Raw genomic sequence first — 26,540 nt, 5'->3', positions numbered from 1 at the left:
GGTGTGGGATCCCGTCCTCGTCGGCGGGGTCCGGCCTGCTGTCGCGAGTGCAGTGTATGGACACCGCCCGCGGTGCACGCCTTCGTGGTGGGAGGAACCCAGTTTCAGACGTATTGAGACTCAGTTTCGTTGTGCACTGCGCACAACGGGACGCTTCCGGGCTACAGCCGCACGACCTCGGTGACCCGCAGCACGGCGGTGCCGGCCTCTTCCGACGCGGCGAGGTCGATGACGCCGCGGATCCGCCAGTCGTGGTCGCCGGCCGGGTCGTCGATCGTCTGCTCGACGCGCCAGAGCCCCGAGGACGCGGCATCCGTCTCGTCCACCGTCACCAGTCGCGGCGAGCGCGCCGCGCCACCGGTGAGGATCTCGTCGTGGTCGTCGAAGTACGCGTCGAGGGCGGCCGGCCAGTCCACGTCGGGATCGAGCTCGACGAGCTCGTCGTCGCGCTGCAGCGCGGCGAGCTGCACGCGGCGGAACAGCTCGTTGCGCACCAGCACGCCGAACGCGCGGCGGTTCGTCAGCACCGACGGCGGCGCCGGCGGCACGACCGGAGCGGAGGGGTCCTCAGCGGGGTTGACGAGGGCCTCCCACTCGTCGACGAGGCTCGAGTCGACCTGCCGCACCACCTCGCCGAGCCACGCGACGAGATCGTGCAGGTCGTCGGTCTGCGCCTCGGCCGGCACCGTCTGGGCGATCGCGCGGTACGCGTCCGAGAGGTAGCGCAGCACGAGCCCCTCGCTGCGGGCGAGCTGGTACAGCGAGATCAGCTCCGAGAACGACAGCGCGCGCTCGAACATGTCGCGCACCACCGACTTGGGCGACAGCTCGAAGTCGCGCACCCACGGCTGGCTCGACGCGAACACCTCGTACGCCTGGCTCAGCAGCTCTTCGAGCGGCTTCGGGTAGGTGACCTCCTCGAGCAGCGCCATGCGCTCGTCGTACTCGATCCCGTCGGCCTTCATCGCCGCGACGGCCTCGCCGCGCGCCTTGAACTCCTGCTGCGACAGGATCGGCCGCGGGTCGTCGAGCGTCGCCTCGATGACGCTCACGACGTCGAGCGCGTAGTGCCCCGTGCCGACCCCGTTCCCGGTCGCGTTTCCTCCCCCGGTCGCTGAGCCTGTCGAAGCGTCCTCCGGGTCGAGCAGCTCGATCGCCGCGAGCGCGAACGGCGAGAGCGGCTGGTTGAGGGCGAAGTTCGGCTGCAGATCGACCGTGAGACGGATCTGATTCGGGATGCCGGCGGCCGCGGCCGTTTCGTCTCGCTCGTTCCTCGCTCGCTCAACGACCGAAGGGCTGCGGTCCACCTCGACGACGCCGGCGGTGACGAGCGTGCGGAAGATCGCGATCGCCCGGCGCGCGAGCTCGTAGCGGCGGGCACGCGGCTCGTGGTTGTCGAAGACCAGCGACCGCACGTTCGAGAACACGTCGCCGCCGCGGGCGATCACGTTGATGAGCATGGCGGCGGTGAGGGTGAGCTGCGGCACGAGGGGCTCGGGCTCGGCCTCGACGAGGCGCTCGAACGATCCGAGACCCCAGTTGACGACCCCCGTCGGCGCCTTCTTGCGCACGATCTTCTTGCGCTTGGCGGGGTCGTCGCCTGCCTTGCGCAGCGCCGCCTCGTTCTCGATCTCCCACTCGGGAGCCATGACGACGACGGTGCCCGACGTGTCGAAGCCGGCGCGGCCCGCGCGACCGGAGATCTGGTGGAACTCGCGCGCCGTGAGCTGGCGCATCTTCGTGCCGTCGAACTTCGACAGGGCCGTGATGAGCACCGTGCGAATGGGCACGTTGATGCCGACCCCGAGGGTGTCGGTGCCGCAGATCACGCGCAGCAGCCCGCGCTGGGCGAGCGTCTCGACCAGGCGCCGGTAGCGCGGCAGCATGCCGGCGTGATGCACGCCGATGCCCGCGCGCACATAGCGCGAGAGGGTGCGGCCGAAGGCGGTGGTGAAGCGGAAGCCGCCGATCGCCTCGGCGATGGCGTCGCGCTGCTCGCGACTCACGATCCTGATGCTCGACAGCGCCTGGGCCCGCTCCATGGCGGCGGCCTGCGAGAAGTGCACGATGTAGACGGGCGCCTCGCCGGTCTGCAGCAGCTCCTCGACCGTCTCGTGCACGGGCGTGCGCGCGTACGAGAAGTGCAGCGGCACCGGGCGCTCGACGCCGGTGATGCGCGAGACCGCGCGCCCGGTCCGGCGCTCCAGGTCTTCGGCGATGTCGGTGACGTCGCCGAGCGTGGCCGACATCAGCACGAACTGCGCGCGCGGCAGGAGCAGCAGCGGCACCTGCCAGGCCCCGCCCCGCTCGGGGTCGCCGTAGTAGTGGAACTCGTCCATCACGACCTGGTCGACGGCGGCGTCGGCGCCCTGTCGCAGTGCGAGGTTCGCGAGGATCTCGGCGGTGCAGCAGACGATCGGGGCGTCCGGGTTCACCGACGAGTCGCCCGTCACCATGCCGACGTTCGCGGCGCCGAAGATGTCGACGAGCGCGAAGAACTTCTCGCTCACGAGCGCCTTGATGGGCGCGGTGTAGTACGTGCGCCCGCCGCGGGCGACCGCCGCGGCGTGGGCCGCGACCGCGACGAGCGACTTGCCCGTGCCGGTCGGCGTCGACAGGATCACGTGCGAGCCCGAGACGATCTCGATGACCGCCTCGTCCTGCGCGGGGTAGAGCGCGAAGCCCTGGTCGCCCGCCCACTCGACGAACGCGTCGTACAGCGCGTCGGCATCGGGAACGGCCGCGGGGATGCCGGATGCCGCGCCCGCAGCCGCGATCGTCTCGAGAAGCGTCGTCACCCGATCGAGTCTGCCCGACGTTCGGGCACATGCAGGCGCGTGAGGTACCGCTCGGCGCGCGCCGGCACCCGGTGGCGGTCGACAAGCGACACGACCACGACGACGGCGGTCGCGAGCGGGATCGTCCACGCCGCGGGCTGCGCGAGCACAGCCTCGGCCGCTCCGCCGCGGGCGAGCGGCGTCGCCACCAGCGCCGCACCGCACGACAGCGCACCGGTCACCATGCCGGCCACCGCGCCCCGTGCCGTGAGCCCGGGCCACCACACCCCGAGGAGGATGACGGGCGTGAGACTCGACGCGGCCACCACGAACACGGTGCCGACGCTGGAGACCAGGCCCTCGGGCTCGGTGAGCAGCGCGAACGCGAGCGGAACCAGCGTGCACAGCACCGCCGAGACGCGGAACGAGCGGACCGAGCCGTCGAAGACGTCCTGGCTCACGACGCCGGCGAGCGAAACCACCAGGCCCGACGACGTCGCGAGGAACGCCGCGAAGGCCCCCGCCACGATGAGCGCGGTGAGGAGGTCGCCGGCGAGGCCCGGGAAGACACGGGAGGGGAGCGCCAGCACGACGGTGTCGGCGACGCCCGGCACGGCGAGGTCGGGCGCGACCACCCGCGCGATGAGCCCCATGGTGCCCGACGCGGCGTAGAAGACGCCGACCATGGCGATGACGAGCACCGTCGTGCGGCGCGCAGAGCCGCCGTCGGGGCTCGTGTAGAACCGCACCAGGACGTGGGGCAGCCCGATGGTGCCGAGCAGGAGCGCGATCATCAGCGAGACCGTCTCGTAGGCGTCTGCGCCCGACGGTCCGCGCTCCGCCGGGAACACGACACCGGGATCGAAGGTCGTCTCGCCGCCGGACAGCGCCATGAGGATCAGCACCGCCGGCAGCGCCAGCGCGGTGAGCTTGAGCCAGTACTGCATCGCCTGCACGGCGGTGATGGCGCGCATGCCACCCGCCGCCACGATGCCTGCCACGACCACCGCGACCAGGACCGCTCCCGTCCACGGCGGCACGTCGGCCACGACGCCGAGCGCCAGCGACGCACCGTGCAGCTGCGGCACGATGTAGAGCCAGCCGATCACGAGCACGAGCAGACTCGTCACGCGGCGGGCGCCCTGCGACTCGAGCCGCGCCTGGATGAAGTCGGGGATCGTGTACGCGCCGCTGCGCCGCAACGGCGCGGCCACGAAGAGCAGGAGCAGCAGGTAGCCGGCGGCGTACCCGATCGGGAACCAGAAGCCCTCGGCGCCCGACAGCAGCACGAGGCCCGCGAGTCCGAGGAACGTCCCCGCCGACAGGTACTCGCCGCTGATCGCGGACGCGTTCCACACCGGCCGGACGCTGCGCGAGGCGACGAAGAAGTCGCTCGTCGTGCGGCTGATCCGCAGGCCGACGACGCCGAGCACGACGGTGACCAGCAGCAGCGCGCCCACCGCGAGGAGATCGAGCAGCGGCATCACATCGCCCCGCCTGCGCCGGCGGCCGGGTCCGTGGGCCTGGCCACCCGCACCACCTCGGCCGCGGCATCGGCCTCCGCCAGACTGCGGTACCGTCGCTCGTTCCGCGACGCCGCACGCGCGTACAGCACCGCGAACACGAGGATCAGCGGGTAGTAGCCGTACGCCTGCAGCAGCCACGAGAGCGGCACCCCGAAGACCACCGGGTCGCCCGCGTGCGCGACCACGAAGATGGCCGCGGTGAAGGCGCCCGCGACCAGCAGGAACCCGAGCAGGCAGCCGAAGGCGAGACGCAGCTGCGAGCGCACGAGACCTCCGACGTACACCGCGCCGGCCTCCCGGACGGGCGCGCCCGGCAGTGCGATGCCGTAGGTCGGCGCCGCCGCGGGCGCCGGGACATCGGCCGTCACCCGCACCCGTGCGGGGCGTCCCGGCTCGCGCGGTCGCCCGTCGGCGGTCACCGCGAGCCCCGCTCCCGCCGGACCGGCCGCGCGCCCACGGCCGTCACCGCGAGCCCCGCTCCGGCCGCGCCAGCTGCTCCCGCACCGCCGGCACCAGGCGCCGGCTCACCGGAAGCTCGATCTCGCGCAGCACGACCGCGGGTGTCGACCCCGACAGCCGCACCTCGGTGACGGCATCGCGGTGCACGAGATACGACCGGTGCACCCGCACGAACCCGGCGCGCAGCCACCGTTCCTCGAGCTCCGAGATGGGCGCGCGCACGAGGTGGCTCCGTCCGTCCGCCGTCCACAGACGCGAGTAGTCGCCCTGCGCCTGCACCCATCGCACGTCGCTGCGGCGCACCCGTCGCACGGTGCCGCCGACGGGGACCGGGATCGTCTCGTCGTCGGCGGGGAGGAGAGCGGATGCCGCAGCCGCAGCGGTCGCGGCATCCGTCGCCGTTCCCTCCGGCACCGCGCCGCGGACGGCTGCGACGCGGTCGATGGCGCGGCGGAGGCGCTCGAGGCGCACGGGCTTGAGCACGTAGTCGGCCGCGTGCACCTCGAACGCCTCGAGGGCGCCGGCCTCGTCGGCGGTGACGAAGACCACGACCGGGCGGACGACGAAGCGGTCGAGGGCGCGCGCGAGGTCGAAGCCGCTGAGGCCGGGCATGTGGATGTCGAGGAACGCGGCGTCCACCGTCTCGGCGGAGAGGATCCGGAGAGCCTCGGCGCCGTTGGCGGCGGGGATCACGCGGCCGATGCGCGGATCGGCGCCGAGGAAGGCCACGAGCTCGGCGAGCGCGGGAGGCTCGTCGTCGGCGACGAGGACGTCGAACGGCATCAGGCGTCCGTCTCGTGCAGGGGCTGCGACTTCGGGACCCGCATCCGCACCATGGTACCCGCGCCCCGATTCGTCTCCACGACGAGACCGCCGCGCGCCCCGTAGAGCTGGCGCAAGCGGGTGTCGACGTTGCGCAGGCCCACGTGGGTGGTCGGCTCGGTCCCCGACAGCAGCGCGCGGAGCACGTCGGGATCCATGCCGACCCCGTCGTCCTCGACGGTGATCACCGTGTGCGTGCCCTCGTCGTTCGACGCAATGGAGATGACCCCGCCGCCCTCTCCCGGCTCGAGACCGTGGCGCACGGCATTCTCGACCAGCGGCTGCACTGACAGGAAGGGGATCACGGTCGCGAGGGTCTCGGGCGCGATCCGCAGCCGCACGGTGAGCCGGTCGCCGAACCGCGCCCGCTCGAGCTCGAGATAGGAGTGGATGCTGCGCAGCTCTTCGGCGAGCGTCGTGAACTCGCCCTGCCGACGGAACGAGTAGCGCGTGAAGTCCGCGAACTCGAGCACGAGCTCGCGGGCGCGGGGCGGGTCGGTCGAGATGAACGACGCGATCGCCGTCAGGGCGTTGTAGATGAAGTGGGGGCTGATCTGCGCGCGCAGGGCGCGGAGCTCGGCCTCGGCGAGTGCGGCGCGCGACGCGTCGAGCTCTTCGAGCGCGAGCTGCGCCGAGCACCACTGGGCGACCTCGCCGGTCGCACGCACGAGCGGGGCGCGCACGGAATCGGCGAAGGCGACCAGCACGCCCCACACCGCGCCGTGCACGACGATCGGGGCGCCGACGGCCTCCGGCGCTCCGGGCTCGCGCCGCGGGAACACCTGCCGCCGGTTGGTCGCACGCACGCGCTCGGCCACGCGCCGCGCCGCGTTCTCGAAGCCGGGCGCGACCGGCGGCCGGGCGCCGATCGACCCGATCGCCCCGTCGACGGCCACGACGTCGTCGGGGCCTACGATCGCGACCGCGCTCGCACCGAGCAGCCCGCGCAGATGCCGCGCCGCGCGCTGGGTCGACGGCAGGTCGCCCGCACTGCGCAGTTCGGCGGCCGCGAGCCCGGCGACGTGGAGCGTGCGATACGTGGCGCGCTCCGCATCGCTGCCCAGATCGCGCGCGCCCGTCGCCAGCCGTCGCGCGAAGACGAGGGCCACCACGAGCGCCGCTCCCACGACGACCCCGACGGCCGCCGCGATCCACACGGCATCGGGCATGATCCGAGCCTAAGCTCCGTCAGGCATGGAGCAGCCGCGTCAGCAGCACCGCGCGCCCGGGTCGCGGTCCTGCGCATCCATGCGCTCACGCCAGAAGGCGCGCTCGCTGAGCGGCTGCTCCCCGGGGTGGTGCAGGCCGTGGTGCTCCAGGTACACGCGGTACGCGCCGTCGCCCATCAGCTCGGTGACGTACCAGCGGATGCCGCGGCCCACCCGGCACACGACGCTCCAGAGCGTCGCGTGCGGGCCGGCGGCCGCGGCATCCGTCCGATCCATGCTCGTGACCTCGATCAGTGGTTCGCCGCCACGCGGCGGGCGTCGGGGTTCTCGGCCTCGTACTCCACCCACTGCTTCTCGATCTCGCGCTCGGCCTTCGTGGCGATGAGGCTCGCCGGCGCGAAGCGGCGCGACGGCACCGCCTCGTCCTCGTGGTTCTCGCCTCCGCCTCGCACGATGGCCTTGATGGCCACGCCCAGGGCGATCGCGATCACGACGATCGCGAGGGTGACGAAGATGATCGAGAGCGTGCCCTGCACCGCGGTGTTGCGGATGACCGCCGACACCACCTCGGGCGAGCCGAGACTGTCGTCGCCCGACTGCTGTGCGGCGAGGTACTTGAAGTGGTTGGCCCAGTATCCGATCGCCGGCACGGGCGAGAAGATCTTGTACATCGAGGCCGTGATCGTCACCACGGAGGCGAAGGCGAGCGGCAGCCCGATGATCCAGAGCCACTTCACGTAGCTCGGACCGCGCTTCGCCACGATCGCGAACACCACCGCGAGGGCGATCGCCGCCAGCAGCTGGTTGGCGATGCCGAACAGCGGGAAGAACGTGTTGATGCCGCCGAGCGGGTCGGTGACGCCGAGGATGAGGATCCAGCCCCAGCCGGCGACCATGATCGCGGTGCAGATCCACACGCCCGGGCGCCACGACACGTCGCGGAACTTCGGGATCCATGCGCCGATCGAGTCCTGCAGCATGAAACGGGCGACGCGCGTGCCGGCGTCGACGGCGGTGAGGATGAACAGCGCCTCGAACATGATGGCGAAGTGGTACCAGAACGCCATGAGCGCGGGTCCGCCGAGCGCCTGCTGCATGATGTTCGCGAGCCCCAGGGCGAGGGTCGGGGCGCCGCCGGTGCGCGAGACGATGGTCTGCTCCCCCACCGCCGCAGCGGTCGACGTCAGCATCTCGGGCGTGATCTGCACGCCCGTGAGGCCGAGCGAGTTCACGAACGCGACCGCTCCCTCGACCGTGCCGCCCGTCGCGGCGGCCGAGGAGTTCATGGCGTAGTAGATGCCCTGGTCGATCGACAGCGCGGCGACCAGCGCCATGATCGCGACGAACGACTCCATGAGCATGCCGCCGTATCCGATGAAGCGCGTCTGGCGCTCCTTCTCGATGAGCTTCGGCGTCGTGCCCGACGAGATGAGGGCGTGGAAGCCCGACAGAGCGCCGCACGCGATCGTCACGAACAGGAACGGGAAGAGCGGCCCCGCGAACACCGGCCCGAGGCCCGTCTCGGCGAACTCGGTGAAGGCCGGGACGGTGATCTCGGGACGCACCAGCACGATCGCGGCCGCGAGCATGACGATCACGCCGATCTTCATGAACGTCGAGAGGTAGTCGCGCGGCGCCAGCAGCAGCCACACCGGCAGGATGGCCGCGATGAAGCCGTAGACGATGATGCCCCACGCGATCGTGGTGCGGTCGAGGTGGAACATCGCCTGACCCCAGTCGGTGGCGGCGACGGCGCCACCGCCGATGATCGCGAGGATGAGGAGCACGAAGCCGATGATCGAGACCTCGGTGACCCGGCCGGGACGCAGGTAGCGCAGGTACACGCCCATGAAGAGGGCGATCGGGATCGTCATCGCCACCGAGAAGACGCCCCACGGGCTCTCGCCGAGGGCGTTCACGACCACGAGCGCGAGGATCGCGATGATGATCAGCATGATGAGCAGCGACGCGATGATCGCGGCCGTGCCGCCGATCTTGCCGAGCTCGTCCCGCGCCATCTGGCCGATCGTGCGGCCGCCGCGACGCATCGAGAAGAAGAGCACCGTGTAGTCCTGCACCGCGCCGGCGAGCACCACCCCGACGATGATCCAGATCGTGCCGGGCAGGTAGCCCATCTGGGCGGCGAGCACCGGGCCGACGAGCGGACCGGCGCCGGCGATCGCGGCGAAGTGGTGGCCGTAGAGCACGCGGCGGTCGGTCGGCACGTAGTCCTTGCCGTCGTACTTGACCTCGGCCGGGGTGGCGCGGCGGTCGTCGGGGCGCGTGATGTACCGCTCGATCACCTTCGAGTAGAAGCGGTAGCCGATGAAGTAGGTGCAGACGGCGGCGAACACGAACCAGATCGCGTTGACGGTCTCACCGCGCACGATCGCGATCATGGTCCAGGCGACACCGCCCAGCAGGGCGATCACCGCCCACAGTGCGATCTTCGGAAGGGTCCAGCGGGACTCGCGTTCGAGCTCCTGGTCGGACACGGCGACGGGTGGCATGCGGTCCTGGACGGCGTCTCCGCTTCGGGAGGCGCGGGAGGATGAGGACATCGGGGTTTCTCCTTGCGGGCGCGACATTGCGTCCCGCAAGGCTAGGAACCCGCGACTCCGCCACTCCCCCCTCCGGCGGCGGATGGATCGTCCATGCGACGAGCGGCGGCGCGCGTGCGACGAACGGCGGGCCGAGCGGTGCGCGGCCGGCACCGCGAGGAGCCGTGGAGCGCACGGAGAGGACGGATGCCGTGGGCCGCGGCATCCGTCCTCTCCGACGACAGCGGGGCTCAGCGCGGCGGGAGCTGCCCGAGGATCGCCATCGCCCAGGCCTGCTGGCCTGCCGCGTTGGCGTGGAAGGCACGGTCCTTGTTGGGCTCGCCGGCGGAGGCGCCGTAGATCCAGCGGTCGGCGGTGTCGCACAGGCCGTGGGTCATGAACGCGTCGGCGACGGGCACGTAGTCGACGCCGAGGTCGCCGGTCGCCCCCATGTACCCCATGACACCGCCGAGGATCGCGGAGTTGATCCCGGCCACACCGGCGTTCACCTCGAGGACGAAGTCGGCCGGCAGCCTGACCGGACCGCCGCGGGTGGCTCCGATCGTGCAGCTGTCGGCGACCTGCCCGAAGAGCAGCGGGTACCCCGTGACCACGATGTAGGCGTTCGGCGCAAACCCCCGAATCAGGAAGATCAACTGGGCGATGGCTTCGCCGATGGCCGGGATGCGTGCGATCGCGGCGTCCTTCGCGTCCTCACAGGCCTGCGTCGCGCCTCCGCTGCACAGCTCCAGCACCATCTGCCACTGGATGTCGTTCACCCCTGCGGTGATCGTCACGAGTTGCGTCGCCGAGCCCAGGATTCCCAGCCCGTGCAGGTAAGCGGCCTGCTCCCTGACGTCGGCCGTCGTCGCTCCCGGGCACGCCGCCGAGACGACCGGCACTCCCAGCGCGGCGCTGAGCACCGTCGGGTAGGACTTCTTGGACTGCTGGCAATCGGGCACGCCGTTGCCGTCGATGTCGACGACGGCGTCGACGTAGGGCATGTTGCCGGAGCCGGCGGCCTCCGAGTCGCCAAGCGCGACGTACAGGGCGCCGGGCGTGTGCGAGGCGACCGCGGCAGACGACGTGCCGAGAACGGCGGTGAGCCCCAGAGCGAGTGCCGCGATGGCGGCGAGAATGCGTCGTTTCATGATTCCTCTTCGAATCCCCAGCGGTTCGAGCGACCCTCCCCGTGGATCGGCCCGCGCGGAGCGTGAGCGCTTCTCGCTGAGCGCGGACGCCGCGGACGATGCCGACGATAGACCCGCGGCATCCGTCCCGCCAGGGGTGTGCGTGCGCGCTGGCGGAATCGGCCGCGCGGAGCCTACGTTGGAACCGACGACGGAAGGACTCCCGTGACCCAGACCGACGCGCAGCCCATCGTGACGCGCAACGACGAAGACCGCCGCTACGACGTGCACGTCGACGACGTGCTCGCCGGATTCACCGTGTTCCGCGCCGACGCGCAGGGGCGCCTGCACTTTCCCCACACCGAGGTGGACCCCGCGTTCCGCGGGCGTGGGCTCGCGCAGGCCGTCGTCGCCGAGGCGATGGCGGATGCCGCACGCCGGGGCGAGACGGTCGTGCCGCACTGCCCGGTCGTGGCGAAGTACCTCCGCGAGCACGAGGTGCCCGGTCTCACGATCGCGTGGCCCGATCAGCCGCACCCCGAGTGACGGGTTCTCGCTCATGACCCGGCTGGACGCCGACGACGCCGTCGCCACCGAGACGTCGGTCGAGTGCGCCGGCCCGCGCACCCTGCTGCTCGAGGCGCGCGAGGTTCCCCTCGGCGGCGTGCGGGCGATGTCGGTGCACCGCGCACTGCCGCAGCGCGACCTGCCGCTCGTGGGCGCGTGGTGCTTCCTCGACCGGTTCGGGCCGCAGGAGACGCGCATGCGTGTCGAGCCGCACCCCCACATCGGCCTCCAGACCGTCACCTGGCCGTACCTCGGCGACGTGCGCCACCGCGACTCGGTGGGCAGCGACGTGGTGGTGCGTCGCGGCGCCCTCAACCTCATGACGAGCGGCGCAGGCATCTCCCACTCCGAGTATTCGACGGGGACGGATGCCGCGCCGCTGGACGCCCTGCAGCTCTGGGTGGCGCTGCCCGAATCCCGACGGCACGGCGGTCCCGCGTTCGAGCAGCACGCGGTGCTGCCCGAGCTGGAGCTTCCCGCCCTCTCCGGCGGCCGTGGCGCGGCGACGGTCGTCCTCGGCGAGCTGGCGGGAGTGGCGTCGCCCGCGACCGTCTACACGCCGATCGTCGGCGCCGAGCTGCGGATCCCGGCAGAGTCGACAGTGCGCGTGCCGCTCGAGTCCGGTTGGGAGCACGCGCTGGTCGCCGTCTACGGCCAGGCCGAGATCGCGGCGGAGGGCGGTGCGGGGCCCGTCGTCCTCGACGCGGCCCACCTGCTCTACCTCGGGACGCACCGCGACGACGTGGTCATCTCGAGCTCTGCCGGAGCCACGCTGTTCCTGCTCGGCGGCGAGCCATTCGAGGACGACGTGGTGATGTGGTGGAACTTCGTCGGCCGCAGCCACGAAGAGATCGTCGAGGCCCGCGAGGCCTGGGAGGCCGGCGCCGAGCGCTTCGGCCGCGTGGTCGACCACGGCGACGAGCGCATCCCCGCCCCGCCGCTGCCCGGCGTGCGCCTCACCCGCCGGCGCCGCCGGCTGTAACAGGCCGGGTGGCGAGGCGCGGCACCCGACGTCGCGCCGAGTGTCGCGGCATCCGTCTCCTCCGACAACGGAAAGGGCGCCCGGGCCGAAGCCCGGACGCCCTTTCACTGAGGAGCCGTTACGGAACGTCCACCGAGACGACCGTGCGCACCTGCGAGTCGCCGTAGCGGACGACGCCCAGGTAGCTGCCCGCCTCGAGACCCGACCACGACAGCTGATACTCCGTGGGCGTGGCCTCGGTCACCGGCAGCGGGTTCGGGGTCGCGGTGAGCGAGCCGACGCCGCCCGGCGTGACGAGCGCCGAGGTGGCCTCCCACGTGAACGGCTGCGTGTACGAGTACACGTGCGCCTCGATCAGGTAGTAGCCCGGAGTCGGCGCGATGAGCTGCACCGACTCGTCAGCCGACGACGACGCAGACTGCCAGTTCTCGTAGTAGCGCAGATCGGTCGGGCTCACCACACGGTAGACCGTGAGGTCGAGGTCGGAGCCGGAGTCGTCGGCCGAGTCGAGCGCGAAGCGCGCCAGCTCAGTGCCGGCGGTGACCTCGACCAGCTCGTACGTGTAGCCGTCGTCCTCGGCGCCCGTGGTCTCGGTGCCGTCGATCAGCACGTCGTTGCTCGCGAGGCCGGCCACGTTCAGCGGCAGGTCGCCCGTGAGGCCCGGCGTGATCTCCACGTCGATGCTGCCCTCGGCGCCACTGCCCTCGACGTCCGCGGGAGCCGCGGCCGTGACCGGGAACACCGCGATCGGCGAGCGCACCTCGGTGTCGCCCGACTTCCACGTGAGGAAGCCGGTGGTCCACTTCTCGACCGCCGCGTCCGCCTTGGTGAACGAGACCGTGAACGACTTCGACTCGCCTGCGGCGCCGAAGGTCAGCGTGCTGGGCTCGACGGTGACGTTCATGCCGGGGACCGATGCCGACGCCGTGAAGGTGCCGGCCTGCGTCGCGGTGACCGTGCGGGTCACCGTCTGCGGGCCGGGGAACGTGCCGACGCCGATCGAAGCGAGGTTGAGGTCGCTCGGGTCGCTCGGCTCGACGCCGTCGAAGACGTCCTCACCGAGTGCGCCCTCGAGGTACGACGCCCAGTCCTCTGCACCGTTGAGGTAGAGCAGGCCCGGGTCGAAGTACTTCGTCGGGTCGACGTGGCCCGCGCCCTGCGCGAACGGGTCGGTGCTCTCGCTGCCATCGGCGTTGACCGTGTTGTACGCGGTCGTCATGAGCGCGGACTTGATCTCGGCCGGCGTAGCGAGCGGGCGCTCGCCCAGGTACAGCGCGCCGAGCCCGGCGACCTGGGGCGACGACATCGACGTGCCCGACTTGAAGCCGAACGTCGGCGCCTCGGTCGGACCGTTGTGCGTGGCCGCGAGGATCGCGACACCGGGGGCCGAGACGTCGGGCTTGATGACGTCCGCACCGTCGGCGAGCATCGGTCCCCGGCTCGAGAAGCCGGCGACCTGCGGGGTCGGGGTCTCCTTGCCGGTGACGTTGTCGCCCACGAGGGTCGCGGTGGCACCGGCCGTCTTGCGCACGTAGTCGAGCAGCGCCGCACGGTACTGCGCGTCGATGTGCACGGTCGGGACCGAGTGGAAGTCGTTGTCGAGCGAGCCCGGCGTGACGTTCACGAGGATCATGCCCGTGCCGCCTGCGGCCTCGACCTCCTGCGACTTCTCGACGCGCGCGTTCGTGCCGCGGTCGCAGACCACGATCTTGCCGGCGACCTTGGCCGGGTCGAGCGTGCCGAGGAAGCACAGCGCCGCCTCGTTGGGGGCGGCGCCGGCCTTCGCCACATCAGCCGAGTACACGACCGGGCCGGTCATGGTCTGGCCGAACGGAACCGTCACGGAAGCGCCGGCGGCCTGGAAGCCGTTCGGCAGCTGGACGGTGCCCTCGTAGGTCGGGATGGTGGATGCCGCGACCGTCGTGTACCACGGCGAAGCGTGGTCGGCCGTGGTGGCGCCGGGACCGTCGTTGCCCGCGCTCACCGCGACGAACACGCCGGCGGCAGCCGCGTTGAAGAACGACACGTCCTCGGGCTGCAGCACGGTCTTGGCCGAGCCGCCGCCGATCGAGTAGTTGATGACGTCGACGCCGTCCTCGACCGACTTGTCGATCGCCGCGAGCAGGTCGCTCAGGGCGCAGATGTCGTCGGTGGTGACCAGGTCGTCGGGACCCACGTAGCACGCCTTGTACGAGGCGATCTTCGCCGCGGGCGCCACGCCCGACACCTCGCCGAAGCCGATGCCCTCGACCGACGCCGGAACGCCGAAGTTGCCTGCCGCGGTGCTCGCGGTGTGCGAGCCGTGCCCGTCGCCGTCGCGGGGCGAGAGGAAGTCGTAGCTGAAGTCGAACCCGGCCGCCGCCGCGCCGTCGGCGAAGTACTGCGCGCCGATGAGCTTGGTGTTGTAGAGGTCCTTCGTCCAGCCCTGGTCCTCGGCGGCCACGCGGCGAGCGCGGAACTCAGTGCCGTCGGACTTCTGGAAGACGATGTGGTCGCCCTTGTTGTAGGGCGCCTCGCCGCGCTTGCCCTTGATCTTGTCGCCCGCGAACAGGGGGTTCTCGGGGGCGATGCCGGTGTCGACCACACCCACGACGACGCCCTTGCCCGCCTCGGCCACGCCGCCGACGGCGTCCCAGACGCCGCCCGTTCCGGCGTCGCCCGAGCCGAGACCGAGGAACTCGGTCGACGGAACGGCAGCGGTGGGGTGGCGGACCTCGTCGGGGTAGACGCCCAGGACGTTCTTGTCGCTCTGCAGCTTCGCGACCTGAGCGCTGTCGAGGTCGGCGCTGAAGCCGTTGAGCGTGACCTGGTAGGTCACCGCCGGGGTGACGCCGGCGTCGGCGGCCACGGCCTGCTGCTCGTTCTTGAGGTGCGCGACGTACTTCTGCGAGTTGGCGGAGTGCGCGTCGAGCTGCTTGCCCTTGTCGGGCTTGGTGCGCTGGATGCCGCTCTGGCCGCCCTCGTAGGTCGCCAACGGCGCGTCCTTGAGCATCACGATGTAGCGGCCCGAGGGCGCGTCGATCGGGATGGGAGTCTTCACCTCCTCGGGCGCGGCGCCGAAGCTGGCGGTGGCAGTGCCCGTGAACAGTGCGGCGAGTGTGACGACCGCGGCTGCTCTGACGGAGGTTCGACCCATCAGTGGCCTCCAGTTTTGTTATGGGGGAGTCGCCGCGCCACTTCGTCGGGGCGCAGCGACCTCAAACCTAACTCCCAGTGGAATCCCAGTAAATGAGAGATGTATGAGAAACGCGAGCTGTCGACTCGGTAACCTGGGCAGGTGGCTGCCCGCACCCGGATTTCAACGAGCGTTCTGCTCACCTGCGCCGCGATCGGCGTCGCGACGGGTGTGCTCCAGGCCGGCGCCGGCGCGATCAGCGGCTTCGTCTCGGCCGGCGCGCCGATCCTCTACGGACTCGTGCTCGGCGTGCACGTGCTGCCGGGGGTCGTGGCTCAGGAGCTGCTGCGCCGCCCCTGGGTCGCGCTCATCACCCACCTGATCGCCGCGCTCGTCGCGAGCGCGGTCGTGCCGCTGTGGATCGGCCGCTACATCGGCACCGCTCTCCTCATCGGCGGCCTGCAGGAGCTCATCGCCGCCTTGTCGCGCTACAAGCGCTGGGAGCCGTGGCGGTTCTTCCTCTCCGCGGTGATCGTCGGCGCCGTGATCGCGGTCGCCATCTGGTTCGCCGCCGACGTCACGCGCTTCCCCCTGTGGGGCCAGATCGTCTACGTCGCGCTCTTCATCCTCGGCCCCCTCGCATGGACGGCGGTGGGCCTCGCCATCGGCAGCGCGCTGCGCCGCGCCGGGGTCGCCCGTCGCAGCCGCAACTGAGGCATCCGTCCACTCCCACGGCGGTTCCGTGGCGGGGTGACGGGCCGGTAAGTTAGGGAAGGCTAAGTTTCCCTCGACGATCGGATGCCCGTGTCCTCTGCCGTGCCGCTGCTGCGGGTGCGCGAGCTCGGCGTCACCCACGACGGCGAGAGCGTGCCGGCACCGGCGTCCGTCTCGTTCGACGTCGCCCCCGGCGAGGTCGTGCTGCTGCTCGGGCCGAGCGGCTCGGGCAAGTCCACGCTGACCCTCGCGCTCAACGGGCTGCTGCCGCAGGCCGTGCCGGCGACCGTCACCGGATCCGTCGAGGTCGACGGGCTCGACACCCAGACCACTCCGGTCGCCGAGCTGAGCACACGCGTCGGCATGGTGTTCCAAGACCCTGACGCGCAGCTCGTGACCGGCACGCTCCTCGACGAGGTGGCCTTCGGACCAGAGAACCTGCGGATGCCGGTGGCCGAGGTGCTCGCCCGCGCCGAGGAGGCGCTGCGACGGGTGGGTCTGTGGGAGCGGCGCCGGGAGAACCCCGACCGGCTCTCGGGAGGAGGGCGCCAGCGCCTCGCGATCGCCTGCGCCCTGGCGATGGGCTCGCCCCTGCTGGTGCTGGACGAGCCCACGGCGAACCTCGACCCCGCCGGCATCGAGGAGGTCTACGCGGCCCTCGCCGAACTGGTCACGGCCGGCGACCGCGCGATCGTGCTCGTCGAGCACAACCTCGACGCGGCGGTCGGGTTCGTCGACCGGGTGGTCGTACTCGACCACGACGGCCGGCTCGCCGCCGACGGCACGGTCGACGAGGTGCTGCGCGGGCGCGCCGAGGAACTGCACGAGATGGGGGTCTGGCTGCCGGTGTCGACCATCGCGGCGCTGCGGCTCCGCCGCGCGGGCTTCGCGCTCGACCCGCTGCCGCTCACGCCCGGCGAGCTCCGGGACGGCCTCGACGCCGCGGACGCGCCGGCGCCCCTCCGGTCGTCGAGCGAGGAAGGCCCCCGGTCGTTGAGCGAGCGAGGAACGAGCGAGACGAAACGCCCCGAACCCGGCGCACACCCGGACCCCGGCGCGTTTCGTCTGCGGGCGCCGGGGCGCCCTCCGCTCAACGACCCCGGCGCACACCCCCACCCCCTCATCACCGTGCGCGACCTCACGCTCCGCCGAGGCCGCACCGAGGTGCTCCACCACGTCGACCTCGACGTCGCACGCGGTGCGTTCGTCGCCGTCGTCGGCGCCAACGGCGCGGGCAAGACGAGCCTCATCCAGGCGCTCGCGGGCGTCGTGTCGCCGCCCAAGGGCACCGTCCACGTCGACGGACTCGACGTCGGCCGCGCCGACGCCCGCACCCTGAGCTCGCGCATCGGCTTCGTGTTCCAGAACCCCGAGCACCAGTTCATCGCCCACACCGTGTTCGACGAGATCGCGCACGGACTGCGCCGGCGGCACCTGTCCGACGACGAGGTCCGGTCCCGCACCGAGGCCCTGCTGGAGCGGTTCGGTCTCTCCGGCAAGGCCGCCAGCCACCCCTTCCTGCTCTCGGGCGGGCAGAAGCGCAGGTTGTCGGTGGGCACGGCGCTCGTGGCGGGGGCACCGGTGCTCGTGCTCGACGAGCCCACCTTCGGGCAGGACCGTGCCCGCGCCGACGAGCTGCTCTCGCTGCTGTCGGAGCTCAACGCCGACGGCACCACGATCGTCGTCGTCACCCACGACATGCAGCTCGTCACCGATTACGCCGATCGCACCGTGGTGATGGCGGACGGCAGCGTGCTCGCCGAGGGCTCGACGGCCGATGTCTTCGCCGACGACGAGCTGATCGCCCGTGCGGGCCTGCGACCGCCGCCCCTACGCCGCGCGCTGCAGGGACTCCGCCGGCATCCCGCACTCGCCGGCGTCGCCCGCCTCGCCGACCTCCCCGTCGCGCCCGCTTCCCGTTCGCAACTCCGGAGAACCGACGCGGATTCCAGCGAAACGGCCCGATCCGGGCCCGGGGTCGCGGAAACTCCGGAGTACGGGACACAGGCGACCCGTGCCACGCACGCGTCGGGAGGCGTCGCGTGACCGACACCGGCCCGCTGACCGTCGCCACGGCCGCGCATTCGTCGTTCGATCCATACGCGCGGCGGGTCGAGGCATCCGCTGTCCGCTTCCTCTACGGGATCAATCCGCTGGCGAAGCTCGCCGCGCCGCTGCCGGCGATGGTGCTGCTGGTGTTCGTGCGGGATGCCGCGACCCCCGCCGCGTTCCTCCTGCTCGCGTACGCGGTGCTCTTGGTCGGCGTGGACTTCACGCGCCGCCTCGCCGCCATCCTGTTTCTCGCGCTGCCGCTCAGCGCCCTCGTGATCGGCTTCGGCTTCGCGCTGTGGACCGACGCGTCGCGCGTCGACCAGTCCGTCGTGGTGTGGCAGGTCGGCAATTGGACGATGTACGGCGGTGCGCTCGAGGTCGGGTTCGCGACGGGGCTGCGTCTGTGTGCGATCGTCGCGCTCACGCTGATCGCCGGGCTGTCGACCACGGGTCCCGACCTCGTGCGCGCGGCCGTGCAGCAGCTGCGGGTGCCGTACCGCATCGGGTACACCGCCCTCGCTGCGTTCCGCTTCGTGCCGCGCTTCGGACACGAGCTCGACGTGATCCGCCAGGCGCACCGCGTGCGCGGCGCCCACGGCGGACGCGGCCCGTTCGCCGCCATCGCACGGTGGTTCGGCTACGTCGTGCCGCTCATGGCCGGTGCCATCCGGCACGCCGAGCGCGTCGCGCTCGCGATGGATGCCCGCGCCTTCGGCGCCTACCCGGATCGCACCGAGCGCTACCTCGTGCCGTGGCGGGTGCGCGACACCGTGTTCGTCGTGGCGTTCTGGGCGGTCTCGGCCGCGCTGTTCGCCGCGCTGTTCCCATGGGGTCTGTCGTGACCCTTGCCGCACCGCTTCGCCCGATCTCGCCCGACCTCCTCACCTCGCCCGACCTCCTCACCTCGCCCGTCCTCCTCACCTCGCCGAACAAGGAGCACTGACATGGCTCACCCCCGACTGGTCAAGCCCGAGACCCAGGGTCTCGTGCATCTCACGGTGCTGCGCACCGAGCGGCTGTCGTCGCACTGGCTGCGCGTGACGCTGGGCGGCGGTGAGATCGACCGCTTCCGCGCGATGGGCTACGACCAGTGGTTCCGCCTGTTCCTGCCGCTCGGCGGCGACGAGGGCCTCGAGCGCCTGCCCGCGAGGGCGAACAAGATGTTCGGCTACCTGAAGTACCTGCGCATCCCTGACGGCGTGCGACCGGTCATGCGCAACTACACGGTGCGCGCGTTCCGCCCGGCGACGGCGTCGACGGATGCCGAGATCGACGTCGACTTCGTCATCCACGGCTCCGCGGCAGACGGCACGGCGGGACCGGCCTCGCGCTGGGCCGAGTCGTGCCAGCCCGGCGAAAGCGTCGTCGTGATCGACGAGGGGCTCACGTTCAACCCCGAGCGCGGGACGGACCGCGTGGTGCTCGTCGCCGACGAGACCGGCGTGCCGGCCGTCGCGGGCATCTGCGCGGCGCTGCCGGCCGATGCGACCGGCCTGGCGATCGTCGAGGTCCCGGCCGCCGACGACGCGCTCGACTTCCCGCACCCCGCCGGGGTGACGGTGCGCTGGATCGTCCGCGACCACGGCACCAAGCCCGGCGCCCTCGCGCTCGAGGCGCTCCGCGAGGCGGCGCTGCCCGCGGCGCCGTTCCACGCGTACGTGGTCGGCGAGCAGGCCCTCGCGACGGAAGGCCGCCGGCACCTCGTCGGCGAGCGCGGCGTCTCGAAGGACCTGGTGAGCTTCTGCGGGTACTGGCGCGTCGGTGCCGCGTCGCCCGCCCCCAAGTCGCAGCGTGCGACCGCCGAGGCGCACTCGTGAGCGGCCCGGGCGAGGCGCCGGCGAACCCGCCCGCCGCCGAGGCAGCCCCCGCGCCGCGCACCGACGCCGCGGTGCCGCGCACCGACCCCGCCGTGCCGCGCACCGACCCCGCCGCCGCGCCGCGGCACCGGGCCGGCCGCGGTCGCGTCACGACCGCGTACCTGCTGACCTGCGCCGCGATCGGCGTCGCCGGCGGCGTCATGCTGTGGGGTGCCGGATGGGTCTCGACCGTGCTGTTCGCGACCGTGCCGTTCGTCTCGGTCGCGATCGCCGGGCTCTGGCTGCTGCCGGCGACGGTCGCGCTGCGCCTGCTCGAGCGACCGTTCGCCGGCATCCTCGTCGGCGTGATCTCGGGCCTGGTCGTGTTCCCGTTCCTCGGGGCCGCGGTGTGGTGGGCGTTCTTCGCCGAGCTCGCGTTCCTTCTCGGCTTCTACCGCTTCTGGAGCACCTGGCAGTACTACGCGGGCGCCCTGTTCGTCGGGGCGGTCTACCCCGTGCTGGCGGCGGAGTCGTTCAACCTCTGGGCCATGGCGCCCTGGGCGCTCATCACCTTCTTCGCGCTCACCATCGCGAGCTGCGTGGCCGGCGTCGCGCTGGGCATCCTCGTCGCCGACCGGCTCCGCAAGGCCGGCGTCGCGAAGCTCGCGCGTCGACGCGGCCTGGCCTCCCGCGGTCTCGGCCGCGGCGCCGGCCCTGCCGGCCAGCACTGACCTGTCGTCCGTCGCAGTGCGGTCAGCCGCGGCCGGGCGCGGCGCAACTGCTGCTGTTCTCGGCAACTGCTGCGTCGCGCGACGCAGCAGTTGCAGGAAAGTGCAGCAGTTGCGACGCGTCGCGCCCGGACGACGGATGCCGCGACCCGGGGCCTCCGAGAAGGCGCCGGGTCGCGGCATCCGTCAGCCAGAAGGCGTCAGCGCTTGCCCACGATCTGGCGCGACACCAGGTCGCGCATGATCTCGTTCGTGCCGCCGTAGATGCGGTGCACGCGGGCGTCGAGGTAGGCGCGCGCGATCGGGTACTCGGTGATGTAGCCGTAGCCCCCGTGCAGCTGCACGCCGACGTCGAGCAGCTCGGCCTCGCGGTCGGTCGTCCAGAACTTCACCTTCGCGGCCTCTTCGGCGGTGAGCTTCTGGTCCTTGTAGAGCAGCATCGCGCGGTCCACGTAGGCCCACATCACATCGACGGTCGTCGCCATGTCGGCGAGCTTGAAGCGGGTGTTCTGGAAGTCGGCGATGCGCTCGCCGAACGCCTCGCGGCTGAGCACGTAGTCGCGCGTCCACGCGAACGCGGCCTCGCCCGCGGCCGCGGCCGCGACGCCGATCGACAGGCGCTCGAGCGGCAGGTTCATCATGAGCTGGATGAAGCCGAGGCCCTCCTTGCCGCCGATGAGGTTCTCCTCGGGCACGAAGACGTCGGTGAACGAGAGCTCGGCGGTGTCCCAGCCGTGGAAGCCCATCTTCTCGAGCTTCTTGCCGTGGTCGAAGCCCTCCATGCCGTCCTCGAGGATCAGCAGGCTGAAGGCGTCGGGGCGGTTGCCCTCGCCGGTCTTCACGAACGTCACGACCATGTCGGCGGTCTTGCCCGACGAGATGAACGTCTTGGCGCCGTTGACGACATAGCCGCCCTCGACCCGCTTCGCTGTGGTCTTGATGCCGCGGAGGTCCGACCCGGCGCCCGGCTCGGTCATCGCGAGCGCGCCGAGGATCTCGCCGGTCGCCATGCCCGGCAGCCACTTCTCCTTCTGCTCCTGCGTGCCCATGTGCACGATGTAGGGCACGGCGAGGTCGTCCTGGATGCCGAGCGCGCCGGCGAGCGAGCCGAGGCCCGCGCCGATCGTCTCTTCCAGCACGATCGAACGGAAGCGGTAGTCCTGCAGCATGCCCGCGCCGCCGAACTCCTCGGGCACCGACAGGCCGATGATGCCGGCCTCGCCCGCCGCGAGCATCGTCGCGCGGTCGATCTCGCCGGCCGCGTCCCACTGCTTGCGCTTCTCGTCCGACGCGTAGCGCTTGACGAACTCCTTGACGACGTCGCGGAACGCCTCGTGGTCCTCGTCGTAGATCTCGCGCTCCATGGTGCGCCTTCCTCTCGTCCTCGAGTGTCTGTGGAGCTGCATCCCCGGTGGAATTGCATCTCACCTCGTATGGTACTCAGTTTCAGGTGAACGGAGGCCACGAGCCTCGGCATCCGTCATCCGCCGAGGTGTCGGCGCCGCGGCTCAGCCCGCGTAGTCGGGGGCGGGGTCGAGCGCGAAGAACTCCTCGAGCGAGGTCCAGCCGCCGTCGTGATACGCCCGCGCGAGCTCGGGACCGATGAAGCGCAGATGCCACGGCTCGGCGGTGTAGCCGGTCACCGGCGTCTTGCCGTCGAGGTACCGCACGATCCAGCCGTGCTCCCATGCGTGGTCGGCGACCCACTGCCCCTGCGCGGTGGCGGCCAGCTGGTCGAGGGTGCCGCACGCACCCGCACACGCGACGACGTCGGCCCCGAGGCCGAGCTGATGCTCGCTGTACCCGGGGCGCGCGCTCACCTGGTCGGCGCCTTCGCCGCGCTCGGCGAAGTGGCGCCCGTACGTCGCCTGCTGGGTCTCGTACGACCGGAAGCCGCTCTCGAGGGCGATCTCGCCCACGCCGGCGTCACGGGCGGCGGTCACGAGCGAGGCGAGGGCGGATGCCGCGTCCGCACGCAGTGCCCCGCCCTCGATGTTGCGCACGCCGTCGGGCAGCACGAGCCCGCTCGGGCGGTAGTCGATGGGATTCGCCGCGCGGATCTTGTCGACGACGGTCCAGATGCGCGACGAGTCGCCGAGGTCGACGCACGAAGCCCTGCCGTCGACGACCGCGGCGCGGAAGGCCTCGCCGCCGCCCGCGGCGACGATCGCCCCCTCGTCGTTCCCCGTCTGCAGGGCGGCGACCACGTCGGGGAGCGCGCACAGGTCGGCGGCCGGCGGCGTCTGCGAGACCTCCGGCACGGGAAGCTGCTCCACCTTCTGCGGCTGCACGGCGGTCATCGTCACGGCCGCGTCGGGGCCGGCGTCCGTCGCCGGAGGCAGCATCATCGCTGTCATCGCCGCCGATCCCATGAGCAGCGCCGCCCCCGCGGTGAGGCCGGCGACGACCGCGATCCGGCGCGTCAGCAGGCGAGGCCGCGCGTGCCGCACCGGCTGCGCGTCTTCGTCGACGTGGAGCAGCTCGGCGGCGCGCGCCGCGCGGCGCTCGCTCCACGCAGGGCGGGATGTCCTGCGCGCACGATCCCGGCCACGCACGCGCGCCTGCGGCGCCGCCGCGGCCGCGGCCGCGGCCGCCTGCCGACGACCCTCCCCGGTGGGTGGCGTCGGCGTGACGCGCAGCTCGACCGGCAGCGCGGAGGGTGCGGCGGCCGCGGCAGAGGTCGGCACGAAGTCATCGCTCGGGAGCTCGAACACGACGACGTCGGCGATGGGCGCGAGGGTCTCGGGGCGGGGCATGGAAGCCGGTTCGACGTCCCGGGAATCCCCCGTGCGGGCACGCCGCTCGGCCTCTTCGCGCATCGCCCGGGCGGCGCGACGAGTCTCGGGGGCGGCTCGGGGGGTAACGAGCCCGCCTGGCTCCGTCACGGTGCCATTCTTACCTGAGTCGGTCGCATTCGGCCAGGCGGAGCGCGGTCGACTCGTCGATGTTCGATCACTCCAGCCCGACGCCTTGACGTGCATTCGAATCTTTGTTCTCATTGTTCCATGCGGTGGCAGGGTCAGGAACTCGGAGTGGCGGATGCCGCGGCCCTGCCCGGCCTCGAGCAGCTGAACGGTCTCGTGCGCTCGGTGACCACTCCCGAGTTCGCCGGCGTGACGTTCCACGAGGTTCTCGCCAAGTCGGCCCTGAACCATGTGCCGAGCGCCTCGGCCATGCCCTTCGACTGGACCGTGAACCCGTATCGGGGCTGCAGTCATGCGTGCGTGTACTGCCTGCATCCCGATACGCAGGTGCTGATGGCCGACGGGCGCAGCAAGCGCATCGCGGACGTGCGCCCCGGCGATGTGGTCGTCGGCACCCGCCGAGAGGGCGCGTATCGCCGCTACGTCCCGTCGAAGGTCTCCGCTCAGTGGGGGACGCGCAAGCGTGCGTACCGGGTGACCCTGGCGGACGGCACCGAGCTCGTGGCGAGCGGCGATCACCGGTTCTTGACGGAGCGCGGCTGGAAGTTCGTGCAGCCGGCGCCGGCGGGGTCGCCCCAGAGGCCGTACCTCACGACGAACAACAAGCTTCTGGGTTTCGGGATCGGCGGTCCGGCTCGGGGCGCGCGTGAAACGGCGGACTACCGTCAGGGCTACCTGTGCGGCATGATCCGCGGCGACGCGATGATGTTGAAGCGGCGCTACAGCCGCTCCGACGGGAGCGGCTCCTACACGGCGCACCGATTCCGGTTGGCGCTGGCGGATTCCGAGGCACTGTCGCGCTCGCGCGGATTCCTGGACGAAGCGGGGGTGGCGACCACATTGCGACCGTTCACCACCGGCACGTCGACGCGACGTGCAGTGAACGGCATCTTCACCTCCAAGCGAGCCGACTACGAAGCGATCACCGACATCATCACGTGGCCCGAAGCGCCGTCGACCGAGTGGTCACGCGGATTCCTGGCAGGGATCTTCGATGCCGAGGGCAGTTGCAGTCGTGGCATCATGCGAATCGCCAACTCCGATGCAGCGATACTGTCCCGCATCGGCTCGGCGCTCCGCAGTCACGGCTTCGCATTCGTGCAGGAGGCACCTCGCAGCAACGGGGTCAGCAACATCCGCCTGCTGGGCGGACTCGCGGCGCGGCGGCGGTTCTTCGAACTGACGAATCCCGCGATCACACGCAAACTGAGCCTCATCGGTGACGCCGTGAAGTCCGATGCACCGCTGAGGATCGTGTCGATCGAGGATCTCGGAGAGACCATCGACATGGTCGACATCACAACCTCCACGGGTGATTTCATCGCCAACGGCGTGATCAGTCACAACTGCTTCGCGCGGGGCACGCACGAGTACCTCGAACTCGATGCCGGGCGCGACTTCGACACCCAGGTCGTGGTCAAGATCAACGTCGCCGAAGTGCTCGAGAAGGAGCTGCGCCGCGGCAGCTGGCATCGCGAGCCGGTCATGCTCGGCACGAACACCGACCCGTACCAGCGGGCCGAAGGCCGCTACAAGCTGATGCCGGGCATCGTCTCGGCGCTCACCGAGTCGGGGACGCCGTTCTCGATCCTCACCAAGGGCACGCTGCTGCGGCGGGATCTGCCGCTGCTGACGGATGCCGCGAAGAACGTGCACGTGACGCTCGCGATGTCGATCGCGGTGTTCGACGACGAGCTGCAGCACCTCATCGAGCCCGGCACCCCCAACGCGACCGCGCGCCTCGAGACCGTGCGCGCCGCGACCGAGGCCGGCTTCCGCGTGACGGTGTTCCTCATGCCGATCATCCCCCACCTGACCGATTCGATCGCCGCGATCGACCACGCCCTCACCCGCATCAAAGAGGCCGGCGCCGTCCGGGTCGTGTACGGCGCACTGCACCTACGGCCGGGAGCGAAGCAGTGGTTCCTGGAGTGGCTCGCGGAGCGGCATCCGGAACTCGTCTCGTCGTACCGCGGGCTGTACCCGGGCGCGACGGCCAACGCACCCAAGGCCTACCGGGCCTGGCTCGCCCGGAGGGTCCGGCCGCTGCTGCGCGTCCACGGCCTCGACGGACGCGCCGAGGAGGAGCATCCGCGAGGCACGCCCGTCGCGGGCTTGGCCGACCGGGCCGACGCCCGCAGCGCGCCGCCGATCATCACGACCTCGCGCGGGCGAGCGGCGACCTCGCTCCGGGCGGCGGCGGCGCGGCCGGCGGCACCCGGGTCCGAGGCATCCGCCCGGCTCTTCTGAACCGCGGACCTACGCCGCGACCGACACCTCGCTCCGCTCGTCCGCCGTCGGGAGCGGTGTCGCCTGGGTGAGCAACCCGCCCTGGGCGACCGGGGCCTCGAGGTGCTGCAGCACCGCGTCGAGCACGACGTCGGCCGAGAGGATGCGGCTGTGCCCGAGCCGGCTGGTCGCCAGCAGTTCCGCGCCGGGGTGAGCCGCCACGATGCGCCCGGCCTCGGCGAACGGCACCACGCGGTCGCCTTCGTCGTGCGCCACCAGCAGGGGGGTCCCCGCGGCCAGCGGTCGCCGCACGCTCGACAGCCACGCGAACGGGTCGGGCTGACCCGCGAAGTAGCGGCTCGCGAAGCGCTCGCGCATCCGCTGCGAGACGGCGTCGGGGTAGCGGAGCATCGCCTGGAACTGATCCAGCAGCAGATCGGCGTCCGCCGGTGCCGCGATCGTCACGACTCGTGCGGCATCCGTTCCCCCGGCGACGCCGACGAGCGCGGCGAGGCCGCCGAAGGAGTGGCCGACGACCGCGTCGAAGGCGCCGTGCCGCTCCTGGAGCAGCGCGAACACGTCGAGCCAGTCCACGAGGTACGTCCGACGACCGCCCGACGCGCCGTGCGCCGGAGCGTCGAACGCGACGACGCGGTAGCCCTCGGCCACGAGATCGCGCACGAGCACCGTGAACTGGCTCGCGCGACCGTTCCAGCCGTGGGCGAGGACGACGGTGCGAGCGCCGGCTCCCCACTCGTAGGTCTCGACCTCGACACCGCTGCGGTCGACCCCGGCGATGCGCAGCGTGCCGCGCCGGGCCCGCGACATCGTCTGCTCGTCATCGCGATGCACCGGTCGGGCCCGAGAGACGTGGCCGAACAGCGGCATCGCGACGGCGGCGCCCCAGCGTGGAGACAGCGCGCTGACAGCGCGGACGTACGAGCCGGCGGCGTTCACTGCGAGATCCATGATGCTCCGATCGGAAGAATACGAACGGTCGTGCTTATGAA

20 protein-coding genes are annotated in these 26,540 nt (G+C 71.7%); 8 read left to right on the top strand and 12 right to left on the bottom strand.

Annotated features, from left to right (window positions below; translation table 11 throughout):
- Positions 1-161 precede the first annotated feature (161 nt).
- The 8 genes from IM770_RS10280 to IM770_RS10245 form a co-directional block, all read right to left on the bottom strand.
- Positions 162-2,798, bottom strand: coding sequence for a DEAD/DEAH box helicase (locus IM770_RS10280; protein ID WP_443673273.1), 2,637 nt, complete (start codon positions 2,796-2,798; stop codon positions 162-164).
- Entirely contained in the window at positions 2,795-4,261 is a 1,467-nt protein-coding gene (locus IM770_RS10275; protein WP_239065985.1) for a sodium/solute symporter, read from the bottom strand. Before IM770_RS10275 ends, IM770_RS10280 begins: the two co-directional genes overlap by 4 nt.
- Positions 4,261-4,671: a heavy metal transporter gene (locus IM770_RS10270; protein WP_239065984.1), complete on the bottom strand. Its 411-nt coding sequence runs from the start codon at positions 4,669-4,671 to the stop codon at positions 4,261-4,263. The genes IM770_RS10275 and IM770_RS10270 overlap by 1 nt, the downstream gene beginning before the upstream one ends.
- A gap of 94 nt (positions 4,672-4,765) precedes the next feature.
- Complete coding sequence (locus tag IM770_RS10265; protein WP_203581027.1) at positions 4,766-5,545, bottom strand: LytR/AlgR family response regulator transcription factor; 780 nt, start codon at positions 5,543-5,545, stop codon at positions 4,766-4,768.
- A complete protein-coding gene (locus IM770_RS10260) occupies positions 5,545-6,753 on the bottom strand; it encodes a sensor histidine kinase (RefSeq protein WP_203581026.1) in 1,209 nt (402 codons plus the stop codon). Before IM770_RS10260 ends, IM770_RS10265 begins: the two co-directional genes overlap by 1 nt.
- Positions 6,754-6,792: 39 nt before the next feature.
- Positions 6,793-7,029 (bottom strand): YbdD/YjiX family protein, encoded by a 237-nt coding sequence (locus IM770_RS10255; RefSeq protein ID WP_203581025.1) that lies wholly within the window; start codon positions 7,027-7,029, stop codon positions 6,793-6,795.
- Between the two features lie 14 nt (positions 7,030-7,043).
- Positions 7,044-9,314, bottom strand: coding sequence for a carbon starvation CstA family protein (locus IM770_RS10250; protein ID WP_203581024.1), 2,271 nt, complete (start codon positions 9,312-9,314; stop codon positions 7,044-7,046).
- A 230-nt stretch (positions 9,315-9,544) separates the two neighbouring features.
- Entirely contained in the window at positions 9,545-10,444 is a 900-nt protein-coding gene (locus IM770_RS10245; RefSeq protein ID WP_203581023.1) for an SGNH/GDSL hydrolase family protein, read from the bottom strand.
- Between the two features lie 204 nt (positions 10,445-10,648).
- Between IM770_RS10245 and IM770_RS10240 the strand changes: the two genes are divergently transcribed.
- On the top strand, positions 10,649-10,969 hold the full coding sequence (locus IM770_RS10240) for a GNAT family N-acetyltransferase (RefSeq protein ID WP_203581022.1): 321 nt from the start codon (positions 10,649-10,651) through the stop codon (positions 10,967-10,969).
- A 13-nt stretch (positions 10,970-10,982) separates the two neighbouring features.
- Positions 10,983-11,972 carry a pirin family protein gene (locus tag IM770_RS10235; RefSeq protein ID WP_203581021.1) on the top strand — a complete coding sequence of 330 codons (990 nt, stop codon included), beginning with the start codon at positions 10,983-10,985 and terminating at the stop codon, positions 11,970-11,972.
- 118 nt (positions 11,973-12,090) lie between these two features.
- Here the strand turns inward: IM770_RS10235 and IM770_RS10230 are convergent, their stop codons facing one another.
- Positions 12,091-15,108: a S8 family serine peptidase gene (locus IM770_RS10230; RefSeq protein WP_203581020.1), complete on the bottom strand. Its 3,018-nt coding sequence runs from the start codon at positions 15,106-15,108 to the stop codon at positions 12,091-12,093.
- Between the two features lie 141 nt (positions 15,109-15,249).
- On the opposite strand from IM770_RS10230, the gene IM770_RS10225 reads away from it, so the two are divergent.
- From IM770_RS10225 to IM770_RS10205, 5 genes are all read left to right on the top strand, one after another.
- Positions 15,250-15,801, top strand: a complete 552-nt coding sequence (locus IM770_RS10225) for an ECF transporter S component (protein ID WP_203581019.1) — start codon at positions 15,250-15,252, stop codon at positions 15,799-15,801.
- Positions 15,802-15,885: 84 nt separating this feature from the next.
- The gene (locus IM770_RS10220) at positions 15,886-17,847 is read left to right on the top strand and encodes an ABC transporter ATP-binding protein (protein ID WP_203581018.1); all 1,962 of its coding nucleotides are present in this window, start codon (positions 15,886-15,888) and stop codon (positions 17,845-17,847) included.
- Positions 17,844-18,695, top strand: coding sequence for an energy-coupling factor transporter transmembrane component T (locus tag IM770_RS10215; RefSeq protein WP_203581017.1), 852 nt, complete (start codon positions 17,844-17,846; stop codon positions 18,693-18,695). Before IM770_RS10220 ends, IM770_RS10215 begins: the two co-directional genes overlap by 4 nt.
- A 102-nt stretch (positions 18,696-18,797) precedes the next feature.
- Positions 18,798-19,670, top strand: a complete 873-nt coding sequence (locus IM770_RS10210; RefSeq protein WP_203581016.1) for a siderophore-interacting protein — start codon at positions 18,798-18,800, stop codon at positions 19,668-19,670.
- Entirely contained in the window at positions 19,667-20,380 is a 714-nt protein-coding gene (locus IM770_RS10205) for an ECF transporter S component (RefSeq protein WP_307785428.1), read from the top strand. Before IM770_RS10210 ends, IM770_RS10205 begins: the two co-directional genes overlap by 4 nt.
- Before the next feature lie 197 nt (positions 20,381-20,577).
- Here IM770_RS10205 and IM770_RS10200 read toward each other — a convergent pair whose 3' ends face one another.
- Both IM770_RS10200 and IM770_RS10195 read right to left on the bottom strand, forming a co-directional pair.
- Entirely contained in the window at positions 20,578-21,741 is a 1,164-nt protein-coding gene (locus IM770_RS10200; protein WP_203581015.1) for an acyl-CoA dehydrogenase family protein, read from the bottom strand.
- A gap of 144 nt (positions 21,742-21,885) precedes the next feature.
- Complete coding sequence (locus IM770_RS10195) at positions 21,886-23,133, bottom strand: M15 family metallopeptidase (RefSeq protein ID WP_203581014.1); 1,248 nt, start codon at positions 23,131-23,133, stop codon at positions 21,886-21,888.
- A 249-nt stretch (positions 23,134-23,382) separates the two neighbouring features.
- On the opposite strand from IM770_RS10195, the gene IM770_RS10190 reads away from it, so the two are divergent.
- Entirely contained in the window at positions 23,383-25,551 is a 2,169-nt protein-coding gene (locus IM770_RS10190; RefSeq protein WP_203581013.1) for an intein-containing Rv2578c family radical SAM protein, read from the top strand.
- 9 nt (positions 25,552-25,560) lie between these two features.
- Here the strand turns inward: IM770_RS10190 and IM770_RS10185 are convergent, their stop codons facing one another.
- On the bottom strand, positions 25,561-26,499 hold the full coding sequence (locus IM770_RS10185) for an alpha/beta fold hydrolase (RefSeq protein WP_203581012.1): 939 nt from the start codon (positions 26,497-26,499) through the stop codon (positions 25,561-25,563).
- Positions 26,500-26,540: the final 41 nt, after the last annotated feature.

It is taken from the genome of Microbacterium hibisci, from assembly GCF_015278255.1.
Classification (GTDB): domain Bacteria; phylum Actinomycetota; class Actinomycetes; order Actinomycetales; family Microbacteriaceae; genus Microbacterium; species Microbacterium hibisci.
The sequence above is the reverse complement of the archived record's forward strand: the minus strand, read 5'-3'. Positions and strand labels throughout refer to the sequence as shown.